Origin of the sequence: Pseudomonas sp. MEJ086 (genome assembly GCF_030209025.1) — a bacterium.
Lineage (GTDB): Bacteria > Pseudomonadota > Gammaproteobacteria > Pseudomonadales > Pseudomonadaceae > Aquipseudomonas > Aquipseudomonas fulva_A.
On record NZ_JARVSV010000007.1, the window covers coordinates 156,844 to 174,392 of the forward strand.

13 protein-coding genes are annotated in these 17,549 nt (G+C 62.0%); 7 read left to right on the top strand and 6 right to left on the bottom strand.

The window, feature by feature from the left end; all coding sequences use genetic code 11:
* Nucleotides 1–38 precede the first annotated feature (38 nt).
* The 5 genes from QRN22_RS04905 to QRN22_RS04925 form a co-directional block, all read right to left on the bottom strand.
* Complete coding sequence (locus tag QRN22_RS04905) at nt 39–851, bottom strand: crotonase/enoyl-CoA hydratase family protein (RefSeq protein WP_042552589.1); 813 nt, start codon at nt 849–851, stop codon at nt 39–41.
* Between the two features lie 201 nt (nt 852–1,052).
* On the bottom strand, nt 1,053–3,311 hold the full coding sequence (locus QRN22_RS04910; protein ID WP_042552588.1) for an Orn/Lys/Arg family decarboxylase: 2,259 nt from the start codon (nt 3,309–3,311) through the stop codon (nt 1,053–1,055).
* A 115-nt stretch (nt 3,312–3,426) separates the two neighbouring features.
* On the bottom strand, nt 3,427–4,170 hold the full coding sequence (dnaQ, locus tag QRN22_RS04915) for a DNA polymerase III subunit epsilon (RefSeq protein ID WP_082045724.1): 744 nt from the start codon (nt 4,168–4,170) through the stop codon (nt 3,427–3,429).
* Nucleotides 4,163–4,615 (bottom strand): ribonuclease HI, encoded by a 453-nt coding sequence (gene rnhA, locus QRN22_RS04920; protein ID WP_042552587.1) that lies wholly within the window; start codon nt 4,613–4,615, stop codon nt 4,163–4,165. The genes dnaQ and rnhA overlap by 8 nt, the downstream gene beginning before the upstream one ends.
* Before the next feature lie 45 nt (nt 4,616–4,660).
* Nucleotides 4,661–5,422, bottom strand: a complete 762-nt coding sequence (locus tag QRN22_RS04925; RefSeq protein ID WP_042552586.1) for a class I SAM-dependent methyltransferase — start codon at nt 5,420–5,422, stop codon at nt 4,661–4,663.
* Between the two features lie 102 nt (nt 5,423–5,524).
* On the opposite strand from QRN22_RS04925, the gene gloB reads away from it, so the two are divergent.
* The 7 genes from gloB to QRN22_RS04960 all read left to right on the top strand — a co-directional run bounded on the left by gloB (nt 5,525) and on the right by QRN22_RS04960 (nt 15,468).
* Nucleotides 5,525–6,298 (top strand): hydroxyacylglutathione hydrolase, encoded by a 774-nt coding sequence (gene gloB, locus QRN22_RS04930; protein ID WP_042552585.1) that lies wholly within the window; start codon nt 5,525–5,527, stop codon nt 6,296–6,298.
* A 99-nt stretch (nt 6,299–6,397) separates the two neighbouring features.
* Complete coding sequence (locus QRN22_RS04935; RefSeq protein ID WP_042552584.1) at nt 6,398–7,954, top strand: LysM peptidoglycan-binding domain-containing protein; 1,557 nt, start codon at nt 6,398–6,400, stop codon at nt 7,952–7,954.
* Nucleotides 7,955–8,061: 107 nt separating this feature from the next.
* Nucleotides 8,062–9,894 carry an extracellular solute-binding protein gene (locus QRN22_RS04940; RefSeq protein WP_042552583.1) on the top strand — a complete coding sequence of 611 codons (1,833 nt, stop codon included), beginning with the start codon at nt 8,062–8,064 and terminating at the stop codon, nt 9,892–9,894.
* A 23-nt stretch (nt 9,895–9,917) separates the two neighbouring features.
* A complete protein-coding gene (locus tag QRN22_RS04945; RefSeq protein WP_231570113.1) occupies nt 9,918–11,741 on the top strand; it encodes an extracellular solute-binding protein in 1,824 nt (607 codons plus the stop codon).
* Nucleotides 11,742–12,830: a microcin C ABC transporter permease YejB gene (locus tag QRN22_RS04950; protein WP_042552581.1), complete on the top strand. Its 1,089-nt coding sequence runs from the start codon at nt 11,742–11,744 to the stop codon at nt 12,828–12,830. It abuts the gene before it with no gap.
* Nucleotides 12,831–12,833: 3 nt separating this feature from the next.
* Nucleotides 12,834–13,853, top strand: coding sequence for an ABC transporter permease (locus QRN22_RS04955; protein ID WP_042552580.1), 1,020 nt, complete (start codon nt 12,834–12,836; stop codon nt 13,851–13,853).
* Between the two features lies 1 nt (nt 13,854).
* On the top strand, nt 13,855–15,468 hold the full coding sequence (locus QRN22_RS04960) for an ABC transporter ATP-binding protein (RefSeq protein ID WP_042552579.1): 1,614 nt from the start codon (nt 13,855–13,857) through the stop codon (nt 15,466–15,468).
* A gap of 131 nt (nt 15,469–15,599) precedes the next feature.
* Here QRN22_RS04960 and QRN22_RS04965 read toward each other — a convergent pair whose 3' ends face one another.
* Complete coding sequence (locus QRN22_RS04965; RefSeq protein WP_042552578.1) at nt 15,600–17,459, bottom strand: SurA N-terminal domain-containing protein; 1,860 nt, start codon at nt 17,457–17,459, stop codon at nt 15,600–15,602.
* Nucleotides 17,460–17,549: the final 90 nt, after the last annotated feature.

Below are 17,549 nucleotides of genomic sequence, written 5' to 3' on the forward strand. Positions count from 1 at the left end.
TCGCTATTGTGCCTCCCGCACAGGTGATAGAACCGCAATCAATCAGCGAACTCGGGGTTCTGCTTGTTCATATGGGCCGCCATGGCCACACGCAGGTCAGCGGATTGCAACATGGCAGCATTCCAGGTGGCGACGTATTCGAGGCCGTCGTCGACGCGATGATCGCGCATATAGCGGATCATTTCCTTGGTGCCGCGCACGGCAACCGGCGATTTTGCGGCGATCACGCGCGCAATGTCCATCACCCCGGCGAGCAATGCGTCGAAATCGCCGTATACCTGGTTGACCAGGCCAATCTCCCGGGCCTCTGCCGCGCCCACGCTACGCCCGGTGAACGCCAGCTCGCGCAGCATGCCATCACCGATGATCCGTGGCAGACGCTGCAGGGTGCCGACGTCGGCGGCCATGCCGATATCGATCTCCTTGATGGCGAACTGGGCATCCTCGGCGCAGTAACGCATGTCGCAGGCCGACACCAGATCGACCGCGCCGCCCAGGCAATAACCGTGAATGGCGGCCAACACCGGCTTGCTGCAGCCGTCGACGGCATTGAACGAGGCCTGCAGGTCGAGAATCTTGCGTCGCAGCGTCCGCGCGTTACGGCCGGGGTCCTTGCCCAGCTGCGTGCCGACCTGGGCCAGCAGGCTGAGATCGATGCCCGAGGAGAAGTGCTTGCCGGCACCGGACAACACCACAGCTCGAATTTCGTCGGTCTCGTCGATCCAGCGGAAGATCTCGATGATCTCCGTCCAGAAGGCGGCATTCATCGCATTGATCTTGTCGGGGCGGTTGATCACCACGTGGGCGACCTTGTCCAGCAGCTCGACACGAAAGGCCTGATATTCGGGCATTGCAGTCATCCTCGGCAGACGGCGCTGGGCGCCCGGGGTACGTTGAACGGATTCTTGTCAGCGGCTCTGAGAGCGCCGCCAAGGCAGCTGCTTGCAAACCGGGCAACTATAGCAAGCAGCGCCTGAAAGTCGATCACGCCCGGTGTGACGTGGAGCACGCCTGGCCCAAGCGGGTGTTTCAGCATGACGGCTGCGCCCGGTTCATGCCTCGATGATGCAATCCACGGTGTAATAACTGCCCTGCTCGCCCTCGTGACGCTGCAGCCCATGCACATCGGCGTCGAAACCCGGGAAGCGCTGCTCGAAGGCCTGTGCGAAGCGCAGGTAATCGATGATCGAGCGGGTTTCCGTGGTGAATCGCTCACCCGGCATGATCAGCGGAATACCCGGCGGATAAGGCACCAGCATCACTGCAGCGATGCGCCCCTGCACGTCGTCGACCAGCACCTCCTCGACCTCGCCACGTACCAACTGGTTATAGGCATCGGCGGGCTTCAGGGCAATCTGCGGCAACACGGTGTACATACGCTTGAGAGATTTGGCGGTGGCGTTTTCCCGGTAGCAGTCGTGCAAGGCGTCGCACAGATCACGCAGGCCCATGCCCTGATAGCGGCCTGCGCCTTCCCGGGCGATGGACGGCAACACGGCGCTCAACGGCAGGTTGGCGTCATAGCTGCGCTTGAATTCCAGCAACTCGGTCAGCAGGGTGCTCCATTTGCCCTTGGTGATCCCCATGGAGAACAGCACGAGGAACGAATACAGCCCCGTCTTTTCGACCACCAGGCCACGCTCCCAGAGAAACTTGCTGACCACCGCGGCAGGAATACCACGCTCGTCGAGACGACCGCCTGCGGTCAGTCCTGGCATCACCAGCGTCACCTTGATCGGGTCGAGCAGCACGTAATCCTCGGCCACATCGCCGAAACCGTGCCAGTCGGCCTCGGGCTGCAGCAGCCAGTCGGGCGTCGACACGTCGTCGGCACCTTCGGTCTGCGGCGGCTGCCAGATGCTGAACCACCAGTCCTCGCTGCTCAAACTCTGACCGAGGTTGGCCAGCGCGCGACGGAAACTCAGGGCTTCGTCGAAGGTTTCCTGGATCAGCGAGCGCCCGGCCGGCCCTTCCATCATCGCCGAGGCCACGTCCAGCGAGGCAATGATGCCGTACTGCGGCGACGTGGAGATATGCATCATGAACGCTTCGTTGAAGCGGTCACGGTCGAGCTTGCGCACGCCACCATCCTGCACGTGAATCATCGACGCCTGACTGAAGGCCGCCAATAGCTTGTGAGTCGAATGGGTGGTGAACACCATGGGCCCACCCGCCTCACGGGTGGTGCCCATACCGTAGCGACCGGCATAGAACTCGTGGAAGGCGGCGTAGGCATACCAGGCTTCGTCGAAGTGCAGAACCTCCACCGAATCGCCCAGGGTGCGCTTGATCAGCTCGGCGTTGTAACACAAGCCGTCGTAGGTCGAGTTGGTCACCACCGCCAGCTTGACCCTGGGCGCACGGCCCCGAGCCAGCGGGCTGGCATCGATCTTGGCCTGGATCGACTCGCGGGAGAACTCGCTCAGCGGAATCGGCCCGATGATGCCCAGCTCGTTACGTTCCGGCGACAGGTACAGCGGAATGGCGCCGGTCATGATGATCGCGTGGAGAATCGACTTGTGACAGTTGCGATCGACCAGCACCAGGTCATCGCGGCCGACCATCGAGTGCCAGACGATCTTGTTGGCGGTCGAGGTGCCGTTGATCACGAAGTAGGTGTGATCGGCGCCGAAATTGCGGGCGGCCCGCTCTTCGGCGGCGGCCAGCGGGCCGGTGTGATCGAGCAGCGACCCCAGCTCGGGCACCGACACCGAAAGGTCGGAGCGCAGGGTGTTCTCCCCGAAGAACTGGTGAAAGGCCTGCCCGACCGGGCTCTTGCGATAGGCCACGCCACCACCATGGCCCGGTGTGTGCCAGGAATAATTGGACTGCGAGGTGTGCTGCACCAGGGCCTTGAAGAACGGTGGCAGCAGGCCATCGAGGTAATTACGGGCAGCACGTGCCACCTGGCGGGCCAGAAACGGCACGGTGTCTTCGAACAGATAGAGAATGCCGCGCAGCTGGTTGAGGTCAGCCATGGCTTCGGCCGGTGCATTTTCGATGGTGACCTGCTCGCCGAGCGCGAAGATCGGCAACTGTGGCGCACGCCGACGGGCGATGCGGATCAGCGCGACCATGTCCTGAAGCAGATGGCGATTTTCCCCGGCGCCCTCGGCGGCAACGAGGATGCAGGCCAGGCCATGATGGGTCGAGGCGACGATGTGCCCTTCCGCCGAGCTGGCGGTGGAGAGGATGGTGAAACCGTCCTGCTCCAGTTCCTGGGCGATGGCCCGTACCCGCTCGCCGGCCACGGTATCGGCCTTGATATCACGATGAACGATGAGTACGGGGAACTTGAGGTCTTTGTACATCAGCAACACCTGAGGTCACACGGGATTGGCCCGCTGTGCCCTCAGGGTAGAGGCTCGCCGGAAAGGACGGAACCCCTCGCGGGCGCGGCTATACGAAAAGGTCGCAATTCGCCGCTCAGGAGGCGGAAGTGTCCTGCTCCATCTGCGCCCATACGGCCGGCGCACCAGCGGATTTCTCGATGGCGGCCAGTCGTGCGACATGTGCGGCAAGGTCGTCGGCGCTGGCGGCGATCACCGCCCCCCGAGCACGGTCGGCCGGTAGGCGACGGATCGGCGTCGGCTGCTGACGGCCATTGCCGTCGCCTTCGGAACCATCACCCGCCAGGGACAGGTTGGTCTGCCCACCGGTCATCGCCAGGTAGACGTCGGCGAGAATCTCCGAGTCGAGCAAGGCGCCGTGCAGTTCGCGGCCGGAGTTGTCGACGCCATAGCGCTTGCACAGCGCATCGAGGCTGTTGCGCTGCCCCGGATGACGCTCGCGGGCCATTTGCAGGCTGTCGAGCACGTCGCAGTAGGAGGCCAGATCGGCGCGATCGTGCTGACCGATCAGGGCGAACTCGTTATTGAGGAAGCCCACGTCGAACGGCGCGTTGTGGATGATCAGCTGCGCGCCCTTGATGAACTCGTAGAACTCGTCGGCGACTTCCTTGAAGCGCGGCTTGTCCTTGAGGTCTTCGCTGGTGATGCCGTGAACCGCGATGGCGCCTTCGTCGATCTCGCGATCCGGCTGCAGGTATACATGGAAGTGGCGTCCGGTCAGGCGGCGACCCTCGACCTCGACGCAGCCGATCTCGATGACCCGGTGGCCATCGCTGACCGGCATACCGGTGGTTTCAGTATCCAGTACGACTCTACGCACGCTTCATGCTCCTGATGTCTTCGACGCCGCGGTTGGCCAGTTGGTCCGCACGTTCATTGCCGGGGTGGCCGATGTGGCCGCGCACCCATTGCCAGGTCACGTTGTGCCGGTTCACCTGCTCGTCGAGTTGCTGCCACAGGTCGGCATTCTTCACCGGCTCTTTCGCGGCGGTTTTCCAGCCACGCTTCTTCCAGTTGGGCATCCATTCCTGAATGCCCTTCATGACGTACTGCGAGTCGGTGACCAGGCGTACGTCACAGGGGCGCTTCAGTTCGGCCAGGCCGCGGATCGCGCCCATCAATTCCATGCGGTTGTTGGTGGTCACGGCTTCACCGCCCCACAACTCCTTCTCCACACCCTGGAACACCAGCAATGCGCCCCAGCCACCGACGCCGGGATTGCCCTTGCAGGCACCGTCGGTGTAAAGCTCAACTTGTTCGGACATTCAGCGCCTTTCTATCTATGGTCTGATTCGAGAATGCAACAGCGCTCAGGGCGCGTCGCTATCGCGACGGCTGACCTTGGCTACCGGCATGGGCACCAGCTTGCCCATCGGCTCGCGACGGGACTGGCGCAGCGGGCGCAGGCCGACCACCAGCTTGCGCGCTACCAATACGTAAAAACCGCCACCCGGCGACTGCCAGGCTCCGCCCCAGCGTTCCAGAGGGGCTAGCCGAGCCTGCCAGGCAGCGGAAGCAAGCGGCGGACGATAACATCCGAAGCGCCGTTTCTCCAGCGCGAAGCCAAGCAGGTTGAGCCAGTCGCCAAGGCGCCTGGGAGCGATGCAGCGCGCGTCGTGGAGGATGTCATGGGCGAACAGATGGCGTACTCCCCAGGCACTCAGCGGGTTGATCCCCACCACCAGCAGATGGCCGCCAGGGCGCACGCTGCGTGCAGCTTCGCGTAGCAGCCCATGGGGTGACTGGCAGAAATCCAGACCGTGCTGCAGCACCACCACATCGGCGGCATGCTCGACCAGCGGCCAGGACTGTTCCTCGCAGACGATCTCGACCCCCGCGAATGGCGCACCAAGGCGCACGCTGCGCTGAATCTGCTGGGTTTCGATGGCGGTTTCGGCACAGGGGCCGTAATGCACCAGATAGCCGCCGAAGAAGCGTGCCAGTTCTTCATCGAGCAGGCGCTGCTCCTGCTCCAGCAGCAGACGCCCCAGCGGGCTGGTGAACCATTCTCGGGCAGCACCGATCAGCTGGAGCCAATCGGCATCGGCCTGGGCAAAGGGATTGTCGCTCATGGACGCTTGCTCACGGACTCTTGTTCATAGGGATCACCTGCATGGCCATCTTCAACAATGACACCTAAGATGCACCTTTGTCCCCAACTTGGCGACCACCTGATGATCAAGATCGAAGCCCTGAGTGCATTCTCGGACAATTACATCTGGCTGCTCCAGGATGAGCCGCGCAAGCGTGTCGCCGTGGTCGACCCCGGTGATGCCGCGCCCGTGCAGGCCTGGCTGCACGCTCATCCCGACTGGACCTTGAGCGACATCCTGATCACCCACCATCACCCCGACCATGTTGGCGGCGTCGAGCAATTGCGCCGTGACAGCGGTGCCCGCGTCTATGGCCCTGCCAGGGAAAACATCCCCGCCCGCGACCAGGCGCTGGTCGATGGCGAATGTATAGAAGTGCTTGGCCTCTGCTTTCAGGTGATCGACGTACCGGGCCATACCCTTGGCCACATTGCCTTCTACCAGGGCGACCATCACTGGCTGTTCAGTGGCGACACCCTGTTCGCGGCAGGCTGTGGCCGGCTGTTCGAAGGAACGCCAGCGCAGATGCACCATTCGCTGCAACGCCTCGCCGCATTGCCGGATGACACCCTGATCTACTGCGCCCACGAATACACCCTGAGCAACCTGCGCTTCGCCCACGCGGTCGAACCCGAGAATCCGGCGATCTCCGAACGCCTGCAACAGGTCACCGAATGGCGTGAGCAGGGTCGTATCAGCCTGCCTTCCTTGCTGGAACTGGAACGGGCGACCAACCCCTTTCTGCGCGGCGCTGAAACATCGGTTAAAGAAATGATCGCCAGCCGCGAGGGTCGCCCGATCGACAGCGAGGCCGAGGTTTTCGCCGCGTTGCGCGCCTGGAAGGATCGCTTCTGAAGCGCCGACTGAGCCGCAAAATTCTGGTCAAAACTTGACCACCCCTGGATCGGTTTCTAGAATCCCCCGACTTTCGATCCAGGACGCCCCCACCAACCAATGCCTTCGCAACCTTGTAACTCATTGAATTCAAAGGCATTGGCCTTGCGCTACCCGGCGCTCGCCGTGGCCATCTGTGCCGTTCTCAGCGGCTGCCAGAGCCTGGATCAACAGAACGTTGACTCAGCCCCAGCGGTCGATTTGAGCGGCAGAACGCCGCATGAGCCCCTTTGGATCAATGGATCGGCCCAGGCCGAGCAGCCCAAGGACATCTGGGAGCGGGTACGCGCGGGTTATCAGTTGCAGGACAACATCGGCGTCAACCCGCGTATCGAGCAACAACGCCTGTGGTTTGCCAGCAACCCGTCGTTCGTCGAGAAATCCGGCGAGCGCAGCAGTCCCTACATCCATTACATCGTCGAGCGCCTGCAGGAGCGCAACATGCCGATGGAGCTGGCGCTGCTGCCGATGATCGAAAGCGCTTACAACCCCTTCGCCTATTCCCCAGCCGATGCGGTGGGTCTGTGGCAGTTCATCCCCTCCACGGGGCGCAACTTCAACCTGCGCCAGACCAGCTGGTACGACGGCCGTCGCGACGTCACGGCATCCACCCAGGCCGCCATGAACTACCTGGCCCGCCTGCACGAGATGTTCAACGGTGACTGGCTGCTGGCCCTGGCTGCCTACAACGCCGGTGAAGGTCGAGTCAGCCGGGCCATCGAGCGCAACCAGAAGCTTGGCTTGCCCACCGATTACTGGAACCTGTCGCTGCCTCAGGAAACCCAGAATTACGTGCCCAAGCTGCTTGCCCTTTCTCAGGTGATCATGGCACCCAACGCTTACGGCGTGAGCCTGAGCCCGATCGCCAACGAACCCTACTTCGAGGAGGTGGAGCTCAAGCAGCGCATGGATCTTTCCCGAGTCGCCGCACTCGCCGAAGTCGATGAAGACGAGCTTTACCTGCTCAACCCGGCCTTCAAGAAGCGCATCACCGTCGACGGCCCACAGCATCTGCTGGTGCCGACGCAGAAAGTCGAACTGCTGACTGCCAACCTGTCGACTCTCAAGCCCGAGGATCTGCAGAACTGGCAGGAGTACGTGGTGCGTCCGGGCGATAACCTGCACGGCATCGCCAACCGCTACGAGCTGAGCGTTGCCAGTATCAAGGAGCTCAATCAGATCGCCGGCAACACCCTGCGCGTCGGCCAGCACCTCAATCTGCCCAGCACGGCGCAACCGGCACCGGACTCGACGCCGCAACGCACGGTCAATACCGCCATCGCCTCGCGCAGTTATCAGGTGCGCAACGGTGACAACCTGTGGCAGATCGCCAAGGCTCACAATGTCTCGGTTACCGACATCCGACGCTGGAACGCGCTCAAGGGCAACGCCCTGCGCGTCGGCCAGGACCTCAAGCTGCAGGGGGGCGCGAGCACCCAGGCAGTCGCCCGCGCCGAGCGCGACGACGTGACCTACTACAAGGTACGCAAGGGTGATTCGCTGCACCTGATCGCCAAGCGTTTCAACGTGCAGATGAAGAACCTGCAGAGCTGGAACCCGAGAACCGGCAAGGCGCTCAAGCCAGGCCAGGTCCTGACCCTGCGCCTGCCTGACTGAAGCGCATTGCAACACACTTGATGCACACCGCCGGGGCCGGTCTTTTTCCTGTACAGACAAGCTGTTACTGTACGGAGACCTTTGCCGCCCCGGACCGGATATTGCACTTGAGACGCCCTCTCCTCTCGCTGATTTTCGGCCTGGCCACCAGCTTCCCGGCCCTGGCAACGCTCAGCGAAAGCCACGGGTATGCGCAGTTCGGTGCGCTCAAGTATCCAGCCAGCTTCACCCACTTCGACTGGGTCAACCCCGAGGCCCCCAAAGGCGGCACCTTGCGGATCATGGCATCCGGCAGCTTCGACACGCTCAATCCCTACACCTTCAAGGGCACCAGCCCGGTCGCCACGGCCAACTTTCTGCAATATGGCGTGAACGAACTGAACGAGCCGCTGATGGTCGGCACCGGAATGTACGACCCCTCCGGTGATGAACCCGCGTCCAGTTACGGGCTGATCGCCCAGTCGGTGGAGTACAGCGAGGATCGCAGCTGGGTGGTGTTCAATCTGCGTCCGGAGGCACGCTTCCATGATGGCAAGCCGATTACCGCCTACGACGTGGCTTTTTCGTACCGCCTGCTGCTCAAGGAGGGGCACCCGCAGTACCGCACCAACCTGCAGGAAGTGAAGCGGGTCGACATCCTCAATCGCCATCGCGTGCGTTTCGTTCTCAAGCGCTCGAACAATCCGCTGCTGATCCTGCGCCTGGGCGAGTTGCCGGTGCTGCCGCAGCATTACTGGAAGGACCGCGATTTCAAAGCGACCACCTTCGAGCCACCACTGGGCAGCGGCCCTTATCGAATCACCCGGGTCAACCCCGGACGCAGCCTGAGCTTCGAGCGGGTCGAGGACTGGTGGGGCGCCTCGTTGCCGGTCAACCGCGGCAAGTACAACTTCGATCGCGTCGAGGTGGATTTCTACCGCGACAGCCATGTCGCCTTCGAAGCCTTCAAGGCCGGTGAGTTCGACCTCTACATCGAACAGCAGGCGAAGAACTGGGCCAACAGCTACCGCTTCCCCGCCGTCACTCGTGGCGATGTGGTACGTGCGGAAATTCCTCACCAGATCCCTACTCAGACTCAAGCGCTGTTCATGAACACGCGCCGTGGCACTTTCGAAGACGTGCGAGTCCGTGAAGCCCTGGGCCTGATGTTCGATTTCGAGTGGACCAACCGCACGCTCTTCAACAGCTCCTACACCCGTGCAGCAAGCTACTACCCGAACAGCGAGTTCTCTGCCAAGGGCAAGCCGGAAGGAGCAGAATGGCTGCTGCTGTCGCCCTTTCGTGCACAACTGCCGCCGAAGCTGTTCACCGAACCGTTCCAGATGCCGGTCACCGATGGCCGCGGCATCCCCCGCGAAACCTTGCGCCATGCCCTCGGTCTATTGGCCGACGCTGGCTGGAAACCCTCTGGCCAACGCTTGCTGAACGACAAGGGACAGGCGCTGCGTTTCGAGATCCTGCTGGTCAATCCCAACCTCGAGCGTATCCTTCAGCCCTTTACCGAAAACCTCGCGAGCATCGGCATACAGGCCAACCTGAGAACCGTGGATCGTGCCCAGTACAAGCAACGTCTGGATCAGTTCGAATTCGACATGATATTGCTGACCCTGCCGCAAACCCTCAGCCCAGGCCTGGAGCAGTCACTGTACTTCCACTCCAGCCAGGCCAGCGTCAAGGGCGGGAAGAATTACGCAGGCATCAACGACCCGGTGGTCGACGCCCTGCTGGAAAAACTGCTCTCTGCCCGCAGCCGCGACGAACAGGTGGCCGCTACCCGCGCCCTGGATCGGGTGATGCTCTGGCAGTACTACACCATTCCAAACTGGTACATCGACTATCACCGCCTGGCGTACCGCAATCGCTTTGCATTCGTCACCACGCCGCCCTACACGCTGGGGCTGCGCACCTGGTGGCTGAAAACCACGGAGAACGCCCGATGACGCATCCACTGCGCTCATTTCTGATGCATGGCAGCGCCCTGCTGCTGCTTGGCCTTGCCAGCCTGTCCCAGGCTGCCCCACAGCATGCCCTGACGCTTTACGGCGAGCCGCCGAAGTACCCGGCCAACTTCAAGCATTTCGACTACGTCAATCCCGATGCGCCCAAGGGTGGCATCCTGCGTCTGCCAGGCCTCAATGGCTTCGACAGCTTCAACCCGTTCATCCCCAAAGGTAACGCGGCCGACCGTGTAGGGCTGATCTACGACACCCTCACCTACCACTCGCCGGACGAGCCTTTCACCGAGTACGGGCTGCTGGCGGAAAAGGTCGAAAAGGCCGCAGACGACAGCTACGTACGCTTCTTCCTCAATCCCAAGGCGCGCTTCCACGACGGAGAGCCAGTGACCGCCGAGGACGTGATCTTCACCTTCAACGCGCTTCTCGAACATGGCGACCCCATGTACCGGCACTATTACGCCGATGTCGCCAAGGTCGTCGCCGAGAACGAACGCACCGTGCGCTTCGACTTCAAACACGCCGGCAACCGCGAGCTGCCGCTGATTCTCGGCCAGTTGGCGGTGCTGCCCAAGCACTGGTGGGCGGAGCGTGACTTCTCCCGAGGCAGCCTGGAAATTCCTTTGGGCAGCGGCCCGTACCGCATCGCGGGTTTCTCGCCGAACAGTTCGATCCGCTTCGAGCGCGTCAAGGACTGGTGGGCCAAGGACCTGCCCGTGGCCCGCGGCCAATACAACTTCGACGAGATTCGCATCGAGTACTTCCGCGACATGGCGGTGGCCCTCGAGGCGTTCAAGGCTGGCCAGTTCGACGTCAACCTCGAGTACTCGGCCAAGGATTGGGCCACCGGCTACAACTCACCGGCCCTGCGCGCCGGGCGCTTCGTGCAGGAGGCTTTCCCCAACCGCAATCCGGCCGGCATGCAGGGTTTCGTGTTCAACATCCGTAAGCCGATGTTCCAGGATCCACGCGTGCGTGAGGCGATCGCGCTGCTGTTCGATTTCGAGTGGGCCAACAAGCAGCTGTTCTACGGCGCCTACAAGCGCACCAACAGCTACTTCGAGAACTCGGAAATGGCTGCCACCGGTCTGCCCAGCGAAGCTGAGCTGAAGCTGCTGGAGCCACTGCGCGGGAAGATCCCGGAAAAGGTGTTCACCGAGACGTTCAAATCACCGGTCAGCGATGGCAGCGGCATCATCCGTGACCAGGCGCGCCGCGCGTATCAGTTGCTCACGGAGGCAGGCTATCGCATCGAGAACGACAAGATGGTCGACGCCAACGGCAACCAGCTGGCCTTCGAGTTTCTCAATCACCAGGCCAACTTGGAGCGGGTGATCCTGCCGTTCAAGCGTAATCTCGCGGAGCTGGGCATCGACCTACAGATCCGCCGCGTCGACGTATCCCAGTACATCAACCGCCTGCGCTCGCGGGACTTCGAAATGACCTCGACGATCTGGCCGCAGTCCAGCTCTCCAGGCAACGAACAGCGCGAATTCTGGCACTCCAGCAGCGCCGACAACCCAGGCAGCCGCAACGTCATCGGCTTGCGCGATCCGGCAATCGATCAACTGGTAGACGGCTTGATCCGCTCCGACTCGCGGGCGTCGCTGATCACCCATACCAGAGCGCTGGATCGCGTTCTGCTATGGGGCAACTACGTCGTGCCCAACTATTACGTCGACGCCTACCGCGTGGCCTACTGGAAGCGCTTCGGGCATCCGGAAAAATCGCCGTTGTACGATTACGGCCTGATGACCTGGTGGCAGGAAAAACCCGTCGGCGAAGTGGTCACCCCTGAAGAAGCGCCCACCACCGAGCAGGAAGAACGCTAGATGCTGTCCTATATCCTGCGGCGCCTGCTGCTGATCATTCCGACCCTGTTCGGCATTCTGGTGATCAACTTCGTGATCATCCAGGCCGCCCCCGGTGGCCCGGTCGAGCAGATGATCGCCAAACTCGAAGGTTTCGATGCCGCCTCCGGTGGGGCCACCGGAAGAATCTCCGGAGGCGGCGGTGGCGAGGTGTCCACCGCCGGTTCCAATTACCGCGGCGCGCAGGGCCTCGACCCCGAGCTGATCGCCGAGATCGAGAAGATGTACGGCTTCGACAAGTCGGCGCCCGAGCGTTTCTGGATCATGCTCAAGAACTACGCCCAACTGGATTTCGGCGAGAGTTTCTTCCGTGACGCCAAGGTCATCGACCTGATCATGGAGAAGATGCCCGTATCCATATCCCTCGGGCTATGGAGCACCCTGATCATGTACCTGGTATCCATTCCGCTGGGCATTGCCAAGGCCACCCGACACGGCAGCGCCTTCGACGTCTGGACCAGCTCGGCGATCATCATCGGCTACGCGATTCCGGCATTCCTGTTCGCCATCCTGCTGATCGTGCTGTTCGCTGGTGGTAGCTATTACGACTGGTTCCCGCTGCGCGGACTGACCTCGAGCAACTTCGACGAACTGAGCTTCAGCGGCAAACTGCTGGACTACTTCTGGCACCTGGCACTGCCGGTCACGGCGCTGGTGATCGGCAACTTCGCCACCCTCACCCTGCTGACCAAGAACAGCTTCCTCGACGAGATCAACAAGCAATACGTGACCACCGCCAGGGCCAAGGGCCTGAGCAACACCCGCGTGCTCTACGGCCACGTGTTCCGCAACGCCATGCTGCTGATCATCGCCGGTTTTCCGGCCGCCTTCATCGGCATCTTCTTCACCGGATCCTTGCTGATCGAGGTGATCTTCTCTCTCGACGGCCTCGGCCTGCTGAGTTTCGAGGCGGCGATCAACCGCGATTATCCGGTGGTCTTCGGCACCCTGTTCATCTTCACCTTGCTGGGACTGGTCGTGAAACTGATCGGCGACATCACTTACACCCTGGTCGATCCGCGTATCGACTTCGAAAGCAGGGAGGCCTGACTCATGGCCCTTTCCCCGCTCAACCAACGCCGATTCGAACGCTTCAAGGCCCACAAACGGGGCTGGTGGTCGCTATGGATCTTCCTTGCGCTGTTCTTCGTGACCCTCGGCGCCGAGCTGATCGCCAACGATAAACCACTGGTGGTCAGCTATGACGGCGAGCTGTATTACCCCGTGCTCAAGCGCTACCCGGAAACCACCTTCGGTGGCGAGTTCCCGCTGCAGGCCAATTACAAAAGCCCGTATATCCGCGATCTGATCGAGCAGAAGGATGGCTGGATGGTCTGGCCGCCGATTCCCTACAGCTACTCCAGCATCAATTACGACCTCAAGGTACCCGCCCCCGCACCGCCCTCGGCGGACAACTGGCTGGGCACCGATGACCAGGGGCGTGACGTGCTCGCCCGGGTGATCTACGGCTTCCGGGTGTCCGTGCTGTTCGCCCTGACCCTGACGCTGGCGAGCTCGGTGATCGGCGTTGCCGCGGGCGCCTTGCAAGGCTTCTATGGTGGCTGGGTCGATTTGACCGGGCAGCGCATTCTGGAAATCTGGTCAGGCCTACCGGTGCTGTACCTGCTGATCATCCTCGCCAGCTTCGTGCAGCCCAACTTCTGGTGGCTACTGGGGCTGATGCTGCTCTTCTCGTGGATGAGCCTGGTGGATGTGGTACGGGCTGAATTCCTCCGTGGCCGCAACCTGGAGTACGTGCGCGCTGCCCGTGCGCTAGGCATGCGCAATGGCTCGATCATGTTCCGACACATCCTGCCCAACGCCATGGTGTCGACCATGACCTTCCTGCCCTTCATCCTCACTGGCGCCATCGGCACCCTCACCGCGCTGGACTTCCTCGGCTTCGGCCTGCCTGCCGGCGCCCCGTCGCTTGGCGAGCTGGTCGCCCAGGGCAAGTCCAACCTGCAGGCGCCATGGTTGGGGATCAGCGCCTTCGCCGTGCTGGCCATCATGCTCAGCCTGCTGGTGTTCATTGGTGAGGCCGCTCGCGATGCCTTCGACCCGAGGAAATAAGATGACCCATCCCGAAAACCTCGTCGAAGTCCGTGACCTGTCCGTTGCATTCGTCAATGGCGACAGCCACCGGCAGGTGGTCAACACCATCAGCTTCGACATTCGCCGGGGCGAAACCCTGGCTCTGGTCGGTGAAAGCGGCTCTGGCAAATCGGTTACCGCCCATTCGATCCTGCGTTTGCTGCCCTACCCGCAGGCGCAGCACCCCAGTGGCAGCATTCACTACGCCGGTGAGGATCTGCTCAAGATCAGCGAGAGAAAGCTGCGCGGCATTCGTGGCAACCGTATCGCCATGGTGTTTCAGGAACCGATGACCTCGCTGAACCCGCTGCACAGCATCGAGAAGCAGATCAACGAGGTGCTTGCCCTGCACAAGGGCCTGAGTGGCAAGGCAGCCACACGGCGCACCCTGGAGCTGCTCGAGCTGGTCGGCATACCGGAGCCGCAGAAGCGCCTCAAAGCCCTTCCCCACGAGCTCTCTGGCGGGCAACGGCAACGGGTGATGATCGCCATGGCCCTGGCCAACGAGCCGGAGCTGCTGATCGCCGACGAGCCGACCACCGCCCTCGACGTCACCGTGCAATTGAAGATTCTCGAATTGCTCAAGGAGCTGCAGGCGCGTCTGGGCATGGCCATGCTGATCATCAGCCACGACCTCAACCTGGTGCGACGTATCGCTAACCGCGTCTGCGTGATGCAGAACGGCGAACTGGTCGAACAGGCTCAATGCGAGGCGCTGTTCACGAGCCCGCAACACCCCTACACCCGCGAACTGCTGGCCGCTGAACCGGATGGCAACCCGGTGGCCACGCAAGCCGCCGAAACCATGCTCGAAGTGGATGACCTGCGCGTCTGGTTTCCGATCAAGAAAGGCCTGCTGCGCCGCACCGTCGATCATGTAAAAGCGGTGGATGGCATCAATTTCAGCCTGCAGCGCGGCCAGACGCTGGGTATCGTCGGCGAAAGCGGCTCCGGAAAATCCACGCTGGGGCTGGCCATTTTGCGTCTGATCGGCAGTCAGGGCGGCATACGCTTCGACAAGCAGTCACTCGATGGCTTGTCGCAAACGCAGGTGCGTCCATTCAGGCGACAGATGCAGGTGGTGTTCCAGGATCCCTTCGGCAGCCTCAGCCCGCGCATGACGGTGGCCATGATCGTTGGCGAAGGCCTGCGTATCCATGGCATCGGCAATGCTGGCGAACAGGAGCAGGCGATCATCGACGCGCTTCAGGAAGTCGGTCTGGATCCCGAAAGCCGCCACCGCTACCCCCACGAGTTCTCCGGTGGACAGCGGCAACGTATCGCCATCGCTCGCGCCCTGGTGCTCAAACCGGCGCTGATTCTGCTGGATGAACCTACGTCGGCACTGGATCGTACCGTGCAACGTCAGGTCGTCGAGCTGCTGCGTTCGCTGCAGACCAAGTACAACCTGACCTACCTGTTCATCAGCCATGACCTTGCAGTGGTACGAGCGCTCAGCCATCAGTTGATGGTGGTCAAGCAGGGTCAGGTGGTCGAGCAAGGCGACGCCGAGGCGATCTTCCGGGCACCACAGCACGCCTACACCCAGCAACTGCTGGAAGCGGCGTTTCTGTCGCCGGCCAACAGCGCATAAACCTGCGGTAATGCAACGCAAAAGGCCCCGCTGTCCTGCGACGCGGGGCCTTTTCTTTGCGCCGAGACAGGTCGGCAGAAACACAAAGGCCCCGAAAACCGGGGCCTTTGCTCACTGGCGGACAGCGGCGCTTAGAAGCGCTCGATGTCTGCCTTGCTCTCCAACTGCTTGCGGAAGGCTGCAAAGTCCTGCTGGCCACTGCGCGAAGCGAGGAAACGGCGGTACATCGCCTTCTCCTCATCACTCAGTGCCTGCTCAGGCTCGCTGACACCCTTCAGGCGTACCACCACGAAGTCACCATTGCCCAGCGTAACGCCAGTGAACTCGGAAGCGTCACCAGTCGGCTTGGGCATGCGGAACAGCGCCTGCAGCACGGCCGGGTCGACACCTTCCTGGTTACGGGTAGCGGCTTCCACCACCTGCCAGTCACCGCCCTCTGCCTGCGCCTTGCCGTCACGCAGCTCGGCGACCAGCGCCTCGCCAGCGGCCTTGGCCGCTTCGCTGGCACGGGTCTGGGTCAGTTGGCCACGGATGCTGTCGCTCACCTGCTCCAGCGTCAGCTGTTGCGGCTTGCGGTGCTCCTTGACGCGAACGACCACCAGTGTGCTCGGGTCGAGCTCGATGGCACCGCTGTTGCTGCCATCTTCCAGGACTTCCTGACTGAATGCAGCCTGCAGCACCTGACGGTTGCTGGCGAGGCCCTGGCCACCCTGACGACCGAACGGCTCGCTGGTCTGCACTTTCAGACCGAGTTCCTGAGCTGGCTGAACCAGATCGGAGGACTCGAATGCGGCGTCTTCCAGCTGCTTGGTAGCTTCGACGAAACGCTGCTCGACACGCTGCGCCTTGAGATCGGCCTCGAGCTTGTCCTTCATGCTGGCGAGCGTCGGGACCTCAGGCGCCTGTACGCCCAGCAGCTTGATCAGGTGCCAGCCGAATTCGCTGCGTACCGGTGCCGATACTTCGTCCTTGTTCAATGCGTACAGGGCATCCTCGAAGGCAGGGTCGTAGACACCCTTGCCTGCGTAACCGAGATCACCACCTTCGTTGGCGGAACCCGGGTCCTGGGAGAACTCCTTGGCCAGCGCAGCGAAGTCTTCGCCTTGCTGCAGACGCTTCTGCACGTCGTCGATCTTGGCTTTGGCCTGCTCGTCGCTGATGTCGCCGCCGACCTCGATGAGGATATGGGCTGCCTGGCGCTGCTCTGCCAGGTTGGCGATCTCCGACTCGTAGGCAGCCTTCAGCTCTTCGTCGCTGACGGATATTTCCGAGAAGAAGGCATCCTTCTTCAGCTCGACGTACTCGAGTACCACCTGCTCCGGGCTCATGAACTGAGACTGCTGGGCGTCGTAGTAAGCTTTGACGTCGTCGTCGCTGACCTGCACCGAGCCGGCATCCACCTTGATGGTGCGGGTGGCGAAATCGCGGGTCTGCTTTTCCAGGCGAGCGAATGCCGTCACTTCTTCATCGGTGACGAAACCGCTACCGGACAGACCTGCACGCAGCTGGCCGATCAGCATTTCCTGCTCGAGCATCTGACGGAACTGCATACGGGTGTAGCCAAGCTGGCGGATCACCTGATCGAAACGCTCGGCGTTGAAGCGGCCATCCACCTGAAATTCAGGTGTCTGCACGATTACCTGATCGAGAGCGGGTTGAGAAAAGGCGAATTTGGCATCCGCAGCGCCCTGCAGCAGCAGAGAACGCTCGATCAAGCCTTTCAGCGAAGCCTCACGCAGCAGATTTTCGTCCAGCAGAGATGGGTCGAATTCCTGGCCGAGCTGCTGCAACAGCTGACGGCGCTGCATTTCCACAGCTTGATTGAGTTCGTTCTGGCTGATCGCCTGGCCATTCACTTCGGCAGCATTCTGGCTGTTGCTGGCACCCGTGATGATGGCGTCAACGCCGGTCAACGCCATGAGGACGACGATCAGGCCGATGATGGTTTTGGCAATCCAACCCTGTGAATTGTCCCTGATATTTTGCAGCATGCTTCCCCCAGAACGACCACGTACTAAGAATGGCCGCGCAGCGTGGGTAAAATCCGGATAGAAGAAAGGCGCATCCTGGGATGCGCCTTC